Consider the following 13,718-nt stretch of genomic DNA (forward strand, 5'->3'; position numbering starts at 1 on the left):
TGTTTGCGCGGGGTGTACGTCGCCTTCTGTCTGCGCGTCATGTGATTCGTGCCTTCGCTTGCGCTCAGGGGGAGGAGCGCCAGCGACGACCGCCCTGAGCGCAAGCGAAAGGCGCACTCCAAGGTGAAACCCTACCTCCTCGCCCTCAAAGCCGAGGTCAGCGGCAACCATGTCGCAGCGATGGGGAGACCTCAGGCCCTACAGCGCCGCGCGTCTTTTCAGACGCGCAAAGGACGCTGTAGCACTTTGAATTGCTGCATAATTTTATCCTTAAATCGATCCCGATTTAAGGAATTATGCAGTAGCCGCTTCGGCCTTGATCTTCGGCTTCAGCAGGATGATGAGAAGCAAGCCGGCGATGATGAGTGCCGCGCCTTCGAGGTGATAGCGTTGCAACTGCTCGCCAAGGATCAGATAGGCGAGCACAGCGATGAAGATGGTCTGAATGTAGAGGAGGACGCCAGCCCGAGCCGCCCCCAGCGCCTCGATGCTACGATTGAAGAGGTAGTACATGACCGCCCCGCCAGGGATCGCAACATAGGCGAGCGCGATAAGCCCGCTGCCGTTGAGCGTCGAGCGTTCGTCTGAGAATAGCTCGGACAGGTAGAAGGGCAGCGCCGTCAGCACCGCCGCACCGAGCAGCAGCACCAGGAGCGCAAGGCGATTCATATCGAATTTCGCGCGGCGGAGCAGGACAGTATAGAGACTGAAACAGAACGCGCCGGCGACGATCCACAGTTCACCCGGGTTGAAGTCGAGCCGCATCAGCGCGGCCGGACTACCCTTGATGATGATGACCACGATTCCGAGAAAGGCCAAGATCGATCCGATCACCTGCCAGCGTCCCATCGGCTCGGCCAGCATCAAGCGGGCAAGGATCATGGTGATGATCGGGATCAGGGCAATGATGATGCCGGCAGTGGTGGCATCGGCATGTTCGAGGCCGACAAAAATCATGCCCTGGCAGATCGCCAGTCCCACGCCGCCAATCGCAAGCAGTTCGAGGGCGCGAGCCCGCACCAGCGCGACCATGTCGGCGAAATGCCGGCGCACGATCGGCATCAGGATCGCGAAGGCGATCAGCACGCGCCAGAAGCAGAGCGCCCAAGGCGGCATCTCCGAAGAAACCCATTTCGCGGCGATATAGACGCCGGCCGACAGCAGCCAACAGAGAATGCCCACGGAATAGCCGGCAGCAAGCGAATTGTCTGCCGCCTGGTCCGTCCCAACCGTGTCGCGATGGACCGCCAAGACATTCATTGCCATGGCCTAGTTATGCCATAGTTTCCGCGGGCTGCACAGATGAGGCGGCGGCGCTCCGCCTGTAGCGGATGTCTCCTTCGGGCCGATCAGGGCGGTCGCCCCGATGACGTGACCCGCCCGGAAGGTTTAGACAACCAGCCTCTATCCCCTCGCCCGCAATGCCGAGGTCAGCGGCAACCTTGTCGCGGCAAGCGCCGGCAACGCTCCGCCGATAATGCCGATGGCAAGCCCCAGCAGCCCAGCGGTGAGCGCGACGTCGGCGGTGACGTCGAGCTGGAAGGCCATCTTGGTGTTGTTGGCGCCCATCGTGCTGGCCTGCCAGCCGTTGAAGGCGAGCCACGAGGCAAGGATGCCGAGGGCGGCCCCCACGACCGAGAGAGCCACGGCCTCGACCCAGGTGGCAGTAAAGGCCGACAGGCGGCCGAAGCCGAGCAGGCGCAGCGTTGAGATTTCGACGGTGCGGTCGGAGACCGAGCTCATCATCGTATTCAGCGCGCCAGCGGTGACGCCGACCGCCATCAAAAGCGCCAGCGGCCAGCCGAACAGGCGGATGAGGCTCGCGGTGCGCTCGGATTGCGCGGCATAGAGATCGGCCTCGGAGACGGCGGTGAGCGGCGCGCCGGGAATTGCGGAGATATGCTCCTGCAGCACCGGCAATCCGCCTGCCCCCGCAAGCCGTACGCGCAGGCTCTGCACCTGTCCCTGCCGGTCGAAGGCCGATTGCACCGCCTCCAGATCCGCCCAGATCTCGGATTCGAAGGCGCTGCCGCCTGACGTGAAATGCCCGACGACCGTCCAGTCGACTGCGCCGAGTCGCACCTTGTCGCCGACGGCGAAGCCGGAGAATTCATCGGCGATGCGGCCGCCGACGACGATTTCGCGCGCGCCCGGCGAAAACAGCCGCCCTTGGGAGAGCGTGGCGCGGTCGCGCAAGCCGGGGCCGGCCAGATCCATGCCCCGCAGCGACAGTGTCTGCTCAGCGCCGTCGCTGGCTCTGACGACATCGACGGGAACGACGATCTCGCGCGACAGCGCCAGTTCGCCGGCAGGCGCCAAGCCGGCGGCATCCCGCGCCACGCCGATCTCGCCGATTGCGGCGGTCAGGCTGCGGATCGCTTCGGCCGGCACATCCGAGCCGGTCTCCTGGTTGGTGCCGCCGCCGAGAATGACGGCGATGCCTGGCGACCCCGTGCCCCAAAGGGCTGCTTCAAAGCCCCTGGCCATCGCGAGAAAACCCGCAAGCACCGCCACCACCAGGGCCACCGACAACACCATCGACAGCGAGATCCACAGCCGCCGCGGCAGGCTGCCGAGATTGACTCTGATCATGAGAAAGATCTGCTTGAGCGCTGATGACATTGGACTATCTCGATCTGAAGGCGTTGACGATGGGCAGGCGCATGGCATTGGCGGCAGGAAGCAGCCCGGTCGCGAGCCCGAGGCCGGCGATGATGGCGACGGATTTCAGCAGCACGGACGTAGTGAAGGCGAGGCCGAATTCCGGCCCGACGAACAGCGTCGCGAGCTTGGCGAGAACGAGCCCGCCCGCCCCGCCGACGGCGAAGACGAACAGTGTCTCGCCGAGGATCAACGCAATGATCCGCCCCCTGGAAAAGCCGAGCACCTTCATGAGGCCGATCTCGAAGCTGCGCTCCCTCACGGCAAAGAGCATGGTGTTGACCACGATCATCAGGATGGTCACGAAGGCGGCGCCGACGACGAGGCTGACGATCAGGCCGATATCGGCGAACTGCCGCAAGAAAGCCTCGAGGAACTGCTTTTCCGATTGAGTGCGCGTCGGTGCCGCCGAATTGGCAAACAGCGCGTCGATCCTTGCCGCCAGCACGCCGGATGAAACGCCCGGTCGCGGTCGCACCACGAAGCCATCGACTGTATCCTTGCCGCGGGCGCGTGCCGCATTGACGGCATCATAGCAGGCGATCATGAAATAGGTGTCGGTGCTAGCGTCGGCCCCTTCGAAGATGCCGGCGATCTCAAAACTCCAGTTTCGGCTGCCGTCTTCCCTTGTCAGGTGGCTGGTGATCCCGATGCGCTGGCCGACCGACCAGCCCTGCGCCTCCGCCAGCGCCCGGCCGACCAGCACCCGGTCACGGCCCTCTTCTAGCGCTGATATCAGTTGCGGCGTCAGCCCGAGCTCGTCGCCATTGGCTGCGGCGATCAATCGTGGATCGACCGCGCTCGTCATCACGACATTCTTCTCGACATCGACGAAGCCCCGCATGCGCGTCATATAGGCGACGGCGGCGACATCGCTATCGGCGGCGATCCTGTTGAGATAGCCAAGCGGCAGCGGCTGCGCCCGCCCCGATCTGTTGAAGACGCCGAGCAGCGTATCGCTCGCCCCGGCCGCCCCTTGCGAGCCGCTGACGAAGCTCGCCGTCAGCCCATAGATCAGGAAAGCGACGCCGACCGAGAACATCAGAAGCGTGGCCCTGAGCGGCTTGCGCCAGGCATTGCGGCGCATCAGCTGGAAGAAGGTCATTAGGCCAACCTTTCCTGCTCGACGAATTCGCCCTTGTTGAGATGCAGCGTGCGCCGGGCGAAGGAAGCCGCCTCGGGATCATGCGTGACCATGATGATGGTCTTCTGAAGCTCGCGATTGAGAAAGCCCAGCATCTCGAGGATATCGTTGGCCGATTTCCGGTCGAGATCGCCGGTCGGTTCGTCGCAGAGCAAGAGGTCGGGATCGCCGACGATGGCGCGGGCGATGCCGACGCGCTGCTGCTGCCCGCCGGACATGCTGGATGGAAACTGCCGCTGCCGCCCCGAAAGCCCGACGAGATCCATGACGGTCTCGACCCGCGCCCGCCGCTCCTTCCGCTTGAGCGGCTTCAACAGCAGCGGCAACTCGATATTCTCGCCCGCATTCAGCATCGGCAGCAGATTGTAGAACTGGAAGATAATGCCCATGCTGTGTGCCCGCCAAGCGGCTCTGGCACCTTCGCCCATCTGCTCGATATGGCTGCGGCCGATCCTGATCTCCCCTCCGTCGGGGCTATCGATGCCGCCGAGCATGTTGAGCAGTGTCGATTTCCCCGAGCCTGAAGGGCCCATGACGGCGACGAAATCGCCGCGTGCTATCGAAAGGTCGAGTCCGGAAAAGATCGGGATCGTCTCCGCGCCGATCTTGAATGCCTTCCTGACGCCGCGAAGCGCGATATAGGGTTCTTGAGTGTCGGTCATCGCTTTGCTCCTTGCTGATTGTCTGTGGTATCCGCGGTCTTACCCACCACAAGGCGGATGCGCGCGGCCATGGCGGGGCGCATGTCTGGCGGCGGCGAGGAGAGTGTCAGGCGAAGCGTCACCGTCCCCTTCTCCCGCGAAATCATCGGCGCGATCTTTGATACTTCCACCGCAAAGGGCCGGTCGGGAAAGCCGTCGAGCACCGCCTCGCCACGCAAGCCTGGCCGCATCAACGCGATATTCGCCTCGGCCACATCGGCATCGATGACCATGGTGGTCATGTCGGCAATCGCAAGCAGGCTTTCATTCTCCCGCACGCTGTCCTCGCGCGACAGCACGGTGTCGCCGACGTGCGCGGTCAGCCGCGTGACGGTGCCTGATATCGGCGCCCGGACGGTCAGCGCTTCCACCTGCTCGCGCGCCCTGTCGATATCGAGATCGGCCTTGGCCACGTCCTGCCGTGCCTGCAGGACGGCATTTTCGGCGGTGTCGAACGCCGTCTTCGCCTCCTCCAGCGTCTGCGCCGACATCGCATCGCGCCCGGCCAGCCGCTCTGTGCGCGTCAGGGAAGATCGCGCCTGCGCCAATTCAATAGTCTTCGCCGTCAGCGCCAGCTCCGCCGATTGCCGGGCGATCTCGGCGCTTTGAAGCGCAAAGCGGGCACCGGCGTCATCGAGCCGCACCAGCACCTGGCCCGTTGGGACCCTGTCGCCCGCATCGACTTCGACGGCAACGATCCGGCCCTCATATTTGGAGAAGACAGTCGCGATGTCAGGTGCCACGACGTAGCCGGAGCCGGTGACTTCCCGGGACGGCAATGCCCTGTCCGCTGGGTTATTGGAGGTCAGAGCCCGGATCGGACCGGCGGCGGGCGCGGCGGTTCCATCGACGGATATTGCGGCCTCGTCCTTGTCTATGAGACCCGCAAGCATGCGCTCCAGCGTATCGGGCCGATGGACAAACGCCACAGCCAGCGATGCCGTCGCGGCAAAGGCCAGCATCGCTCCGGGGATCACACGCCGCCGGACACGGGGCTCCGGCGGCTCTGTCTTGAAGGGCGCAGGCTCGATCGAAAGTGATCTCAGCTTGGCGGCAAGGTCTCGATCATGTTCTGATGTCGTGTTCATGCCGCGAGAATGACCAACGGCAGCAAAACCGCGACCTCGAACGCGTTTCTGACAGTCCTCGATCGCGATTGTGTACGCGGTGGCGGCAATTGTCGCAGGCTGAGGCTTGCTCGCTTCTTCTCCGGGAGTCCGTGGGACGGGTCGGGCCTCCCTGTCGGTGGAGGTCGGATGGACGGGCCACACGGCACGCCCTTCATTGCCCTTCGCTTACGCTCCGAGCATTCGCAGTTCCACTGCTCACCCCTTCATTCGCCTGCCAGCGCCTCCCCCCGCCGTGAGAAGATATGTGTGGCAGCGACCTCCTATCTACCCCCCGGCGCAAGGCCGGCACGGCACGTCGTTCATAATTGCGGAATTGTACGGCAATGACCATCCAGACGAATGGGATTTCGGCATTCGAAAACGTCAGTACCTACGATCCAAAGATACAAATATGTATAACGCTTATTCATCGATCGCGAATTTGGTACCCGCAATGTTCGTGCTAGGAAATCCCGCATCAGGTCGCGGGCAGCGCGGCGACAATTGTCATGAAGGAACAGGACCGATGAACCAGGCAGCGAACATCATTTCTCCTTCGGCAGGATCGGTGACCGGCGGCGTGCGTGAGGTGCTGCGGTTCGAGGGTTTCGCGATCATGGCCGCCGCGACAACGGCCTATTTCGTCTCCGGCGGCAACCCCTGGTTCTATGCCATTCTGTTCTTCACGCCGGATCTCAGCTTCGCAGCCTATGCTCTCAATGCCCGGCTGGGAGCAATCGTCTACAATATGGTTCACAGCTACATCTCGGCAATACTGCTCGCCGGCGCGAGCTGGCTGCTGGGCATCGACCTGCTCTGGCAGGTTGCCCTCATTCTGGCGGCTCATGCCGGTTTTGACCGAAGCCTGGGCTATGGATTGAAATACGCATCCGCCTTTAGCCACACCCATCTGGGCGTTATAGGCAAGCGAACCTGACGAGGACCAAAGCCCGTCGGGCCTGCCCCTCACCGCTCTGCCTTCTTCTCCCGCCAGGCAACCGGCGTCATATCCGTGACGCGGCGGAATTCGCGGTTGAAGTTGGATTTGGTCTGGAAGCCGACCTCGAACATCACTTCGGTCACCGATTTCTGAGTCACGGCAAGCAGCCGGCAGGCCTCGCCGATCCTGTAGTCATTGACATATTGTGACACGTTCTTGTCCATCGCCCGGTTGATCGCCGCCGAGATCTGGCGGGCGGGAATTCCGGCCTTACGGGCAAGCCGGTCGAGATTGAGATTGGCGTCGCGATAGAGCCTCTGTGCCTCCATCAGCGCATCGACCGTGGCGATCGTCTCCTTATCCTCGGCCGTTTCAGGCTTCAGCGCCGCCTCCGCCATCTCGGCGGGCGCCTGGCTTCGGCTGGCGGAGGCTGCCGCGCTGCCAAGGATGACGAGAACGGCGAGATTGCTGAGGCTGATCAGCGTCAGCGCATGCTCGCCATGTGCCCATGTGAAATCGAAAAAGACGAAGATATCGACCGAGGCCGACAGGCACAGGGCCGCCGCCGCGAAGATGATGGCCCGATAGGCCGGCACCGCTCCCTCGAAGGGCGCAAGCCGAAGCGCATCCGCGCCCGGCCGCATCAGAAGCAGGATCGCCAGGGCATAGCCGACGAAAACAAGCACCAGCGCGAGATCGATCACATCCCGCCAGACCACCATCAACAAGAGGATGACGGCAGCGGGCACGGCATGCAGCGCAATCCGCGCCGGCAGCGACCGCCGGCTCGTCCTCACCAGACTGAAAACCCCGGCATAGGCAAGCGGCGGCACCATCGCCGCGGTGACCGGCGCGATCACGCTCACCGCCTGCACCCCGTAGCCCCAGCGCAGTCCGGAGAGGACGGATTGCAGCACGGCAAGCAGGATCAGTGCCAGAAACGGCCGATTGGGCTGCGCCTCCTCGTCGCGCCTGAGAACGGTGACGAAGAGGATGAGCAGCAGAAGAGCAACGACGAAGGGAAGCGGAATGAACAGCATGGCCTGACAGGATCGGAGTGGAAAAAAGTTGGCCATCATTGCCGAGATCCTCACCCGGCGCGACCTCCATCATGTTTTAGGACGCTTTTTAGGCAGGGATTTTTTGTGAACGGCATGCCGTGCCACCCTCACCGGCCCTCGGGTCGCCAGCCACAAGTCTCAATCGCCGATCAGGTCGGTATGATTGTCTTCCAGCCAATCCGACAGGCTGTCGAGATCGGCAACATCGCAAGTCCGGGTGATCAGCGCGGGCAGGACCGTCTGCGCCGGGTCTTTCGGAAAGTTGCTCTACGAGGACCTGCTAGCCGAGAGCGCTTTGCGCAGCGCAAATCCGATCGACCAAAGCATCGAGATCGCCCTTTGGCGGCCGGTTCTTGGCCAGGCGCTGCTTGAGATGCATGATCGGCTCCGCCAGAATTTCATCAAGGCTTTCGGCGCAGGTGAAGTCGCCTGCCACGCTTTTGACCTTTGAATTGTCAAAGATCGCCGACCATGCCTTGTCACCGAGCAACGGACCAATCCATTCCGGATTGTACTTGATCAAAGTGTCGGTCGGTACATGGACGATCCTGGCCTCGACGCCTAACAATCTGGCGATCGTCTTTTGAATATCATTCCAAATGTGGGCGCGGTCCGAGGTGATGTGGAAGATCTCGTTCAACGCCGCCTGCTCGCCGAAAAGCCCGACAAAGGGCACTGCGAAGTCAACCGAGCGGGTCAGTGTCCAGGGCGTGTGGCCATCGCCCGCCACGATGGTGGGCTCGCCATCCAGCATGCGTCTCGCCATGACATCGCTGTCGCCCATCATGATGGGCAGACCCGTGCGAACGGTGTGACTGGGACGGACGATGGTCCAGGCGAGCTTCTCGGAATTCTTGAGCAGCGTCTCGCAGGCAATCTTGTCCTGGCTATAGCGCCAGTAGGGGTTGATCGCCGGTGTCTGCTCGGTAATCACATAGTGGCGCGGCGGCTTTTCATAGACCGAGGCCGAAGAGATGAATATGTACTGGCCGCAGTGCCCGGCAAACACATCGACGTCACGCGCGATCTGATCGGGTGTAAAGGCAATGAACTGGCACACGACGTCGTAATTGGCCTTGGCCAAGTCGGCATAGGCCGGTGCCGCCAGGTCGCCGACAATCGCGGTAACCCCCGCAGGCAATGGGTCGCCTCTTAAGCTGCGGTTATAGACGCTGACATGGTGGCCCTGAGCCACAGCGCGCTCGACGCATGGATATGAAATCTGGCCGGTACCGCCAACGAAAAGAATTCTCAAAGCCATATGAAGGACCTCGGTGTCGGATGTGACGGGATATGCGGTCAGTCTTCATAGCGCGAAAGAAATTGGTCGTCTCCCGCAAAAGCACGCGCACCGCGTCACGTCGATTGGCCGACCTGTCCCCACCAACGTTGAGATACGCCGCCGATCGGACGACGTGAGGTTCGGCCGCAACCAGCCATTGCCGATACCGCAAAGATCTCTATCTCAAGCCAATAATGCCCCTTCTGTTTGAGATCGGCACAAGACGGAGGCTTTCTTGAAGGATTATCTGCCCTACGCAGCCGGGGTGCTGGCAGGATTATTGGTCGCCTTCCTCATGTCTAGCCTGTTGGCGCTGACGGAGACACCGCAGCTCATGCTTTTCGCATTGCTGCCGGCCATCGGTGGCGCTCTCGTTGAACGCGTTTGCCGTCGCCGGCCCAACAATTCTTGAAGGGTCCATGGCAAGGCTGAAAGAAATCGTCATTGATTGCGACATTCCCTCGCGCGTCGCCCGGTTCTGGGCGGAGGCGCTCGATGGCTACGAGGTGATGCCATATGACGACGAAGAACTGGCCCGCCTGGCCGCTCTCGGATTGACACCCGAGACTGACCCGACCGTGATGGTCGAAGGTCCCGGAACCCGCCTTTGCTTTCACCTTCGCCACGGGGAACGTCCCGCCCGCAACCGACTTCATCTCGATATTGCCACCCCCGATCGGGCCAGGGAGGTAGAGCGGCTTTTATCCCTCGGAGCGACCTTCGTCCGGGAAGCGGATGGCTACACGGTCTTGAATGATCCCGAAGGCAACAATTTCTGCGTGGCGTCCGAATAGTCCTATCCGGGCCGGAATGTCTGTATCAGACACGATTTAGGAATTCGAGCACGCGGAGCGTGAGCAGCGCGGTTGCATCCGCATCATAGGACGGCAGCGAACTGTCCGCGAAGTAATGCTGATCACCGGGGTACAGGAAAAGCTCCGCGTCCTCGACTTTCTCCACGATCTCGCGGGCGGCATCGATGTCGCCCTCGCCGACGAAAATCGGGTCGTTGTCCATGCCGTGAATCTGCACCGCGACACCGCCCGGCCAGGGCCCGAAGGCCCACTCGCCGCTGATCGGTAGGCAGGAATAAAAGAGCAGAGCTGCGCGGGCGCCGGGCCGTGTCTGCGCCAGCTTCTGCGCCGGCAGCACACCGAAGGAGAACCCGGCATAGACGAGCCCGGCAGGCAATTCGTCGGCGAGGCGCACGCCGCGCTCCCGCATGGCGTCGAATCCGATCTCGCCGATATAGGCGATCCCCGCTTCGATGCTCGGGAAGGTGCGCCCGTCATACAGATCGGGCGCGTGCACGATGTGACCGGCTGCCCTGATATCGTCGGCAAACGAGCGCACACCCGGAGTCAGCCCCTGTGCGTGATGGAACAACAGGATCTCAGCCATGAGGAGCCTCCGGGCGGGACGGTCGGGCGCATCGCCACTCTACAGCGTCGCAGCCTTGCCGGGAAGAGTGCGGATACTTGCGAAGCAACGTCTGCAAACCCGCCGAAAACCGATAACGGGAAATCTCCGTGACGCTCTACCGGACTGATAAGGCTGAAGAAGCTTTCCGAGACCTGTACATCGATTGCCCCATTCATAGTTTCAGGCTTTGCCGAACCACCGCGATGCGGCCTGCGCGGCTTCCTCAATGTCAGGCACAGCCTCACCAGCCCACGCCACAAAGCCGTCGGGGCGCACGAGCAGCGCGCTCAGCCCCATCCGATCCCTCGCATCGCCTGCAACATAGGTGATCCCATTCCAGCGGCCTGCCAGCGCTTGCAGCGGTGCGCCGGCGTCAAAGTCCAAAAGCAGGCCCTTGCCCTCCCTGAGATGATCGCCGAGCTTCGTTCCGTCGGCCAGCTCGGAGTCCGGAGCGCTGCGGCCGACCAGCGGGTGACTGCCGCCGAGATCGTAGCGGAGAGACACACCCCAGACGCGCTCGGCGAAGTATGTCGCGCCGTCGCGCGTGTCGATCAGATCGCGGATGATGGCTTCGAGCGCGCGCGAACTCCGGCTTGGCCGCATCAGCGCGACCTGGGCGCGCGACCAGTCGAGAACCTGGGCTCCAACTGGATGCCGTTCGCAGAAGTAGCTGTCGAGCAGGCCCTCCGGCGCATCGCCGCGGATCGTCGCTGCAAGCTTCCATCCAAGATTCATCGCGTCGCCGAGCCCGAGATTCAGGCCTTGGCCGCCCAAGGGGGAATGGATGTGCGCGGAGTCGCCCGCAAGCAGCACCCTGCCCTTGCGGTAAGCCGTCGCCTGATAGGCGCGATCCGTCCAGGTGGTGGCAAGATCGAGGCCCGTCAGCGTGACATCGGTGCCGGAGATATGCCGCAACACCTGCTGCACATGCTCCGGCGTGATCGGCTGCGTTCGGTGAAACGCGCCGCCATCGAAATCGACCATCGCGATCGTGCCGGGCTTTTGGTAGGTATACATCCCCGTCGGCGTGTAATGGCGGCCCGGGGCGAGTTTCTCCGGATCGGCCATCTCGAGTAGAACGGAATAGCCGGTGAACTCGGGATCGGTGCCAACGAATTCAAAGCCACCTGCCCTGCGCACGGTGCTGCGCCCGCCGTCACAGCCGATGAGCCACCGTCCGCGAAAGCTCTCACCACCGCCGCGAACGGTCACGCCTTCATCCGACTGGTCGAAACCGTCGACACCGAGCCCGCGCCGGATCTCCACGCCCATCGCGCTTGCGCGCGCGGCCAGGATGGATTCAAGGCGCTCCATCTCGACCGCCATGCTGGTGCCGGCCGGACCTGGCAGACGATAGGGCCACTTCGAGGTGTCGATGGTGTCGTGGAAGAACTGAATGCCGGCGAAATGGCCGCCCGGGCGGCGCGGCTGTTGCATCCAATGCGCTGAAGTCGATTGATCTTTTTCGCGCTGCGGCGCCAAGATGTCATCCAGCAACCCGCGACGGTAGAAGGCTTCGATGGTCGGCGCGGAAAGGCCGCGCATGCCGAACGGCAGCCGTTTCAACGGCGAATGCGGGTCCTCGGCCTGCTCCAGCACCAACACCGAGAGGCCGGCCAACCGCAGTTCGCAGGCGAGAAATAGACCGACAGGGCCGGCACCAGCAATCACAACGTCATGAATCATGAGAAAATCGGGCATGAACTACTCCTTTATGGTCGTTCGACCGGAGCAGTTCGTCGTTTCGAGAACCACACGGACGAACAGTGGGACGCTTGAGCAGCGTCCGTGTTCGTCGTGGAGAACTCATGCACGAGGCAAGGAACAGAGCTTTCGTTTCCGAAAGGACTTGGGCCAACCACACCAAATCATGCCTTTTCCGACATCGGCAACATAGCCGCCAGGCGATCGATCGGCAACAGAAGATATGCCTTTCTAAGGAAGGTTGGGGTAGAGCGTCAGTGCACGCCCGCGTGGCCTAAAAGCGGAGCTCTAAACCTTCGACAGGGTCTTTGGTGAAATCGGAATATCGTATCCAGCGAGGAACGACCTTAAACAACACGGCGCCGTTCTCGACAAACTCTCTCTCGACTGGAACGCTTTCAAGATGCGCCTTCTGGTATTCCTGCACGTCGGAGGCGGAAACCTTCATGGCATCGCCCTCATATTGCACCGTGATGTTCTTGTCCCAGCCGACGACAAGTGCGACGCTTCCCCTATCGGACAGGTTTTCAAACTTGCGCGTCTGTTCGAAGGTATCGAACACGATTTCGAGGTTGTCACGCACCGAAAAGTCAATGACCGCAGCTTCAGGCTTGCCGTCCGCATGCGATGTCGCGATCACCGCCAGGGTGTGCCGGCGCAAGAATTCCAAGATCACTTTCTTGCCTTGAGCGTTATCCATGGCTGAAATCCCCGAGGTGACGTAGAGGGGTATCGAGAGCATGCGAACCCGAAGCATCTCATATCTGAAGCCTGACACGGCGCCGGAGCGAGTCAAGATGTGACATCGGCTTCCCCTTCAGCCTGGAGGGTCGCGTATTCGCAGCCGCTCAGAGCAAACGAGAACCGGCATAGACTATGCCCGGCAGGCAGTTGGTCGCCGACAACATTAACCTCGCCCCGGAAACTGTCACCTTCTGCTTGCCGGACGCAATTCATCTCCTCTACATAGGCAGGAAAAAGAGGAGGCCGAGCATGCATTCCATCAAACACCCCGGCAAGACGATCGGCGATTTCTGCCGGCCGGATCAAATGGCTCTCGTCGTCTATGATATGCAGATCGGCATTATGCGGCAAATGCCTGACGGCGCCGGCATCACCGCCCGCGTCCTGTCGGTTCTGACCGCCGCGCGAGCATCGAACTTTCCCGTCATCTTCATGCGGCACATGTCGATGCCGCTCGCTCTGATGGGCGCCTTCCAGCGCCGTCAGGCCATGGCCTGGCAGAGGATCGACGATCCGGCCGCCATCAAGCCCTGGTTTCTCAGAGGAAGCGAAGGCTTCGAGATCGTGCCCGAACTTCAGCCGCGCTACGACGAGGCGGTGATCGACAAGATTACCTTTTCTGCTTTCGAAGGCACGCCTTTGTCGATCATTCTGCGCGATCTGGGTCTGACCAGCTTCGCCATTTGCGGCGTCGCCACCGAAATCGGCATCGAGCCGACGGTTCGCCACGGTGCCGACCTCGGGCTCGTGCCGCTCGTCATCAGCGACGCCTGCGGCGCCGGGCATGCCGAGGCCGCCGAGCGCTCATTCGCCAACATGGCCTTCATGGGAGATGCGGTGATCTGCCAGTCGGCCGATTTCATCGCAGCAGCCCGGCAGAGCTAACGCTCTCCCGACCTGCCGTGTGAGGCTTTGCGGCGAACGCGCGCACCCTTGGATCAGCCCCTGTG

14 protein-coding genes are annotated in these 13,718 nt (G+C 62.2%); 4 read left to right on the forward strand and 10 right to left on the reverse strand.

Features of this window, described 5'->3' with window-relative positions:
* Positions 1 to 294: 294 nt before the first annotated feature.
* The 5 genes from N2600_RS13305 to N2600_RS13325 form a co-directional block, all read right to left on the reverse strand.
* Positions 295 to 1,266: a DMT family transporter gene (locus tag N2600_RS13305; protein ID WP_260296477.1), complete on the reverse strand. Its 972-nt coding sequence runs from the start codon at positions 1,264 to 1,266 to the stop codon at positions 295 to 297.
* Positions 1,267 to 1,404: 138 nt separating this feature from the next.
* Positions 1,405 to 2,622: an ABC transporter permease gene (locus N2600_RS13310; protein ID WP_260296478.1), complete on the reverse strand. Its 1,218-nt coding sequence runs from the start codon at positions 2,620 to 2,622 to the stop codon at positions 1,405 to 1,407.
* 4 nt (positions 2,623 to 2,626) lie between these two features.
* The gene (locus N2600_RS13315) at positions 2,627 to 3,766 is read right to left on the reverse strand and encodes an ABC transporter permease (RefSeq protein WP_222291265.1); all 1,140 of its coding nucleotides are present in this window, start codon (positions 3,764 to 3,766) and stop codon (positions 2,627 to 2,629) included.
* Positions 3,766 to 4,467: an ABC transporter ATP-binding protein gene (locus N2600_RS13320; protein WP_260296479.1), complete on the reverse strand. Its 702-nt coding sequence runs from the start codon at positions 4,465 to 4,467 to the stop codon at positions 3,766 to 3,768. Before N2600_RS13320 ends, N2600_RS13315 begins: the two co-directional genes overlap by 1 nt.
* Positions 4,464 to 5,594, reverse strand: a complete 1,131-nt coding sequence (locus N2600_RS13325) for an efflux RND transporter periplasmic adaptor subunit (RefSeq protein ID WP_260296480.1) — start codon at positions 5,592 to 5,594, stop codon at positions 4,464 to 4,466. The genes N2600_RS13320 and N2600_RS13325 overlap by 4 nt, the downstream gene beginning before the upstream one ends.
* Positions 5,595 to 6,141: 547 nt before the next feature.
* On the opposite strand from N2600_RS13325, the gene N2600_RS13330 reads away from it, so the two are divergent.
* Positions 6,142 to 6,552: a DUF4260 domain-containing protein gene (locus N2600_RS13330; protein ID WP_170276638.1), complete on the forward strand. Its 411-nt coding sequence runs from the start codon at positions 6,142 to 6,144 to the stop codon at positions 6,550 to 6,552.
* A gap of 29 nt (positions 6,553 to 6,581) precedes the next feature.
* Here N2600_RS13330 and N2600_RS13335 read toward each other — a convergent pair whose 3' ends face one another.
* Positions 6,582 to 7,634, reverse strand: coding sequence for a helix-turn-helix domain-containing protein (locus N2600_RS13335; RefSeq protein WP_260296481.1), 1,053 nt, complete (start codon positions 7,632 to 7,634; stop codon positions 6,582 to 6,584).
* 262 nt (positions 7,635 to 7,896) lie between these two features.
* A complete protein-coding gene (locus tag N2600_RS13340) occupies positions 7,897 to 8,877 on the reverse strand; it encodes an SDR family oxidoreductase (protein WP_260108942.1) in 981 nt (326 codons plus the stop codon).
* A gap of 256 nt (positions 8,878 to 9,133) precedes the next feature.
* Here N2600_RS13340 and N2600_RS13345 point away from each other — a divergent pair, with 256 nt between their 5' ends.
* Together N2600_RS13345 and N2600_RS13350 are read left to right on the forward strand one after the other, a co-directional pair.
* Entirely contained in the window at positions 9,134 to 9,310 is a 177-nt protein-coding gene (locus tag N2600_RS13345) for a hypothetical protein (protein WP_018485750.1), read from the forward strand.
* A gap of 7 nt (positions 9,311 to 9,317) precedes the next feature.
* On the forward strand, positions 9,318 to 9,692 hold the full coding sequence (locus tag N2600_RS13350; protein ID WP_222291277.1) for a VOC family protein: 375 nt from the start codon (positions 9,318 to 9,320) through the stop codon (positions 9,690 to 9,692).
* 25 nt (positions 9,693 to 9,717) lie between these two features.
* On the opposite strand, the gene N2600_RS13355 is transcribed toward N2600_RS13350, so the two are convergent.
* The 3 genes from N2600_RS13355 to N2600_RS13365 all read right to left on the reverse strand — a co-directional run bounded on the left by N2600_RS13355 (position 9,718) and on the right by N2600_RS13365 (position 12,724).
* Entirely contained in the window at positions 9,718 to 10,299 is a 582-nt protein-coding gene (locus N2600_RS13355; RefSeq protein ID WP_260108943.1) for a dienelactone hydrolase family protein, read from the reverse strand.
* Positions 10,300 to 10,500: 201 nt separating this feature from the next.
* The gene (locus N2600_RS13360; RefSeq protein ID WP_260108944.1) at positions 10,501 to 12,021 is read right to left on the reverse strand and encodes an FAD-dependent monooxygenase; all 1,521 of its coding nucleotides are present in this window, start codon (positions 12,019 to 12,021) and stop codon (positions 10,501 to 10,503) included.
* Between the two features lie 277 nt (positions 12,022 to 12,298).
* On the reverse strand, positions 12,299 to 12,724 hold the full coding sequence (locus N2600_RS13365) for a pyridoxamine 5'-phosphate oxidase family protein (protein WP_017964859.1): 426 nt from the start codon (positions 12,722 to 12,724) through the stop codon (positions 12,299 to 12,301).
* A gap of 293 nt (positions 12,725 to 13,017) precedes the next feature.
* Here N2600_RS13365 and N2600_RS13370 point away from each other — a divergent pair, with 293 nt between their 5' ends.
* Complete coding sequence (locus tag N2600_RS13370; protein ID WP_017964860.1) at positions 13,018 to 13,653, forward strand: cysteine hydrolase family protein; 636 nt, start codon at positions 13,018 to 13,020, stop codon at positions 13,651 to 13,653.
* Positions 13,654 to 13,718 lie beyond the last annotated feature (65 nt).

This window comes from Rhizobium sp. WSM1274 (assembly GCF_025200775.1).
In the GTDB taxonomy this organism is placed as follows: Bacteria; Pseudomonadota; Alphaproteobacteria; order Rhizobiales; family Rhizobiaceae; genus Rhizobium; species Rhizobium leguminosarum_I.

What these genes read in the sequence shown, in the direction of transcription:
- N2600_RS13325 (WP_260296480.1), bottom strand. Translation starts at nt 5,594, where the DNA reads ATGAACACGACATCAGAACATGATCGAGACCTTGCCGCCAAGCTGAGA.
- N2600_RS13350 (WP_222291277.1), top strand. Translation starts at nt 9,318, where the DNA reads ATGGCAAGGCTGAAAGAAATCGTCATTGATTGCGACATTCCCTCGCGC.
- N2600_RS13335 (WP_260296481.1), bottom strand. Translation starts at nt 7,634, where the DNA reads ATGATGGCCAACTTTTTTCCACTCCGATCCTGTCAGGCCATGCTGTTC.
- N2600_RS13355 (WP_260108943.1), bottom strand. Translation starts at nt 10,299, where the DNA reads ATGGCTGAGATCCTGTTGTTCCATCACGCACAGGGGCTGACTCCGGGT.
- N2600_RS13320 (WP_260296479.1), bottom strand. Translation starts at nt 4,467, where the DNA reads ATGACCGACACTCAAGAACCCTATATCGCGCTTCGCGGCGTCAGGAAG.
- N2600_RS13305 (WP_260296477.1), bottom strand. Translation starts at nt 1,266, where the DNA reads ATGGCAATGAATGTCTTGGCGGTCCATCGCGACACGGTTGGGACGGAC.
- N2600_RS13360 (WP_260108944.1), bottom strand. Translation starts at nt 12,021, where the DNA reads ATGCCCGATTTTCTCATGATTCATGACGTTGTGATTGCTGGTGCCGGC.
- N2600_RS13340 (WP_260108942.1), bottom strand. Translation starts at nt 8,877, where the DNA reads ATGGCTTTGAGAATTCTTTTCGTTGGCGGTACCGGCCAGATTTCATAT.
- N2600_RS13330 (WP_170276638.1), top strand. Translation starts at nt 6,142, where the DNA reads ATGAACCAGGCAGCGAACATCATTTCTCCTTCGGCAGGATCGGTGACC.
- N2600_RS13315 (WP_222291265.1), bottom strand. Translation starts at nt 3,766, where the DNA reads ATGACCTTCTTCCAGCTGATGCGCCGCAATGCCTGGCGCAAGCCGCTC.
- N2600_RS13365 (WP_017964859.1), bottom strand. Translation starts at nt 12,724, where the DNA reads ATGGATAACGCTCAAGGCAAGAAAGTGATCTTGGAATTCTTGCGCCGG.
- N2600_RS13370 (WP_017964860.1), top strand. Translation starts at nt 13,018, where the DNA reads ATGCATTCCATCAAACACCCCGGCAAGACGATCGGCGATTTCTGCCGG.
- N2600_RS13310 (WP_260296478.1), bottom strand. Translation starts at nt 2,622, where the DNA reads ATGTCATCAGCGCTCAAGCAGATCTTTCTCATGATCAGAGTCAATCTC.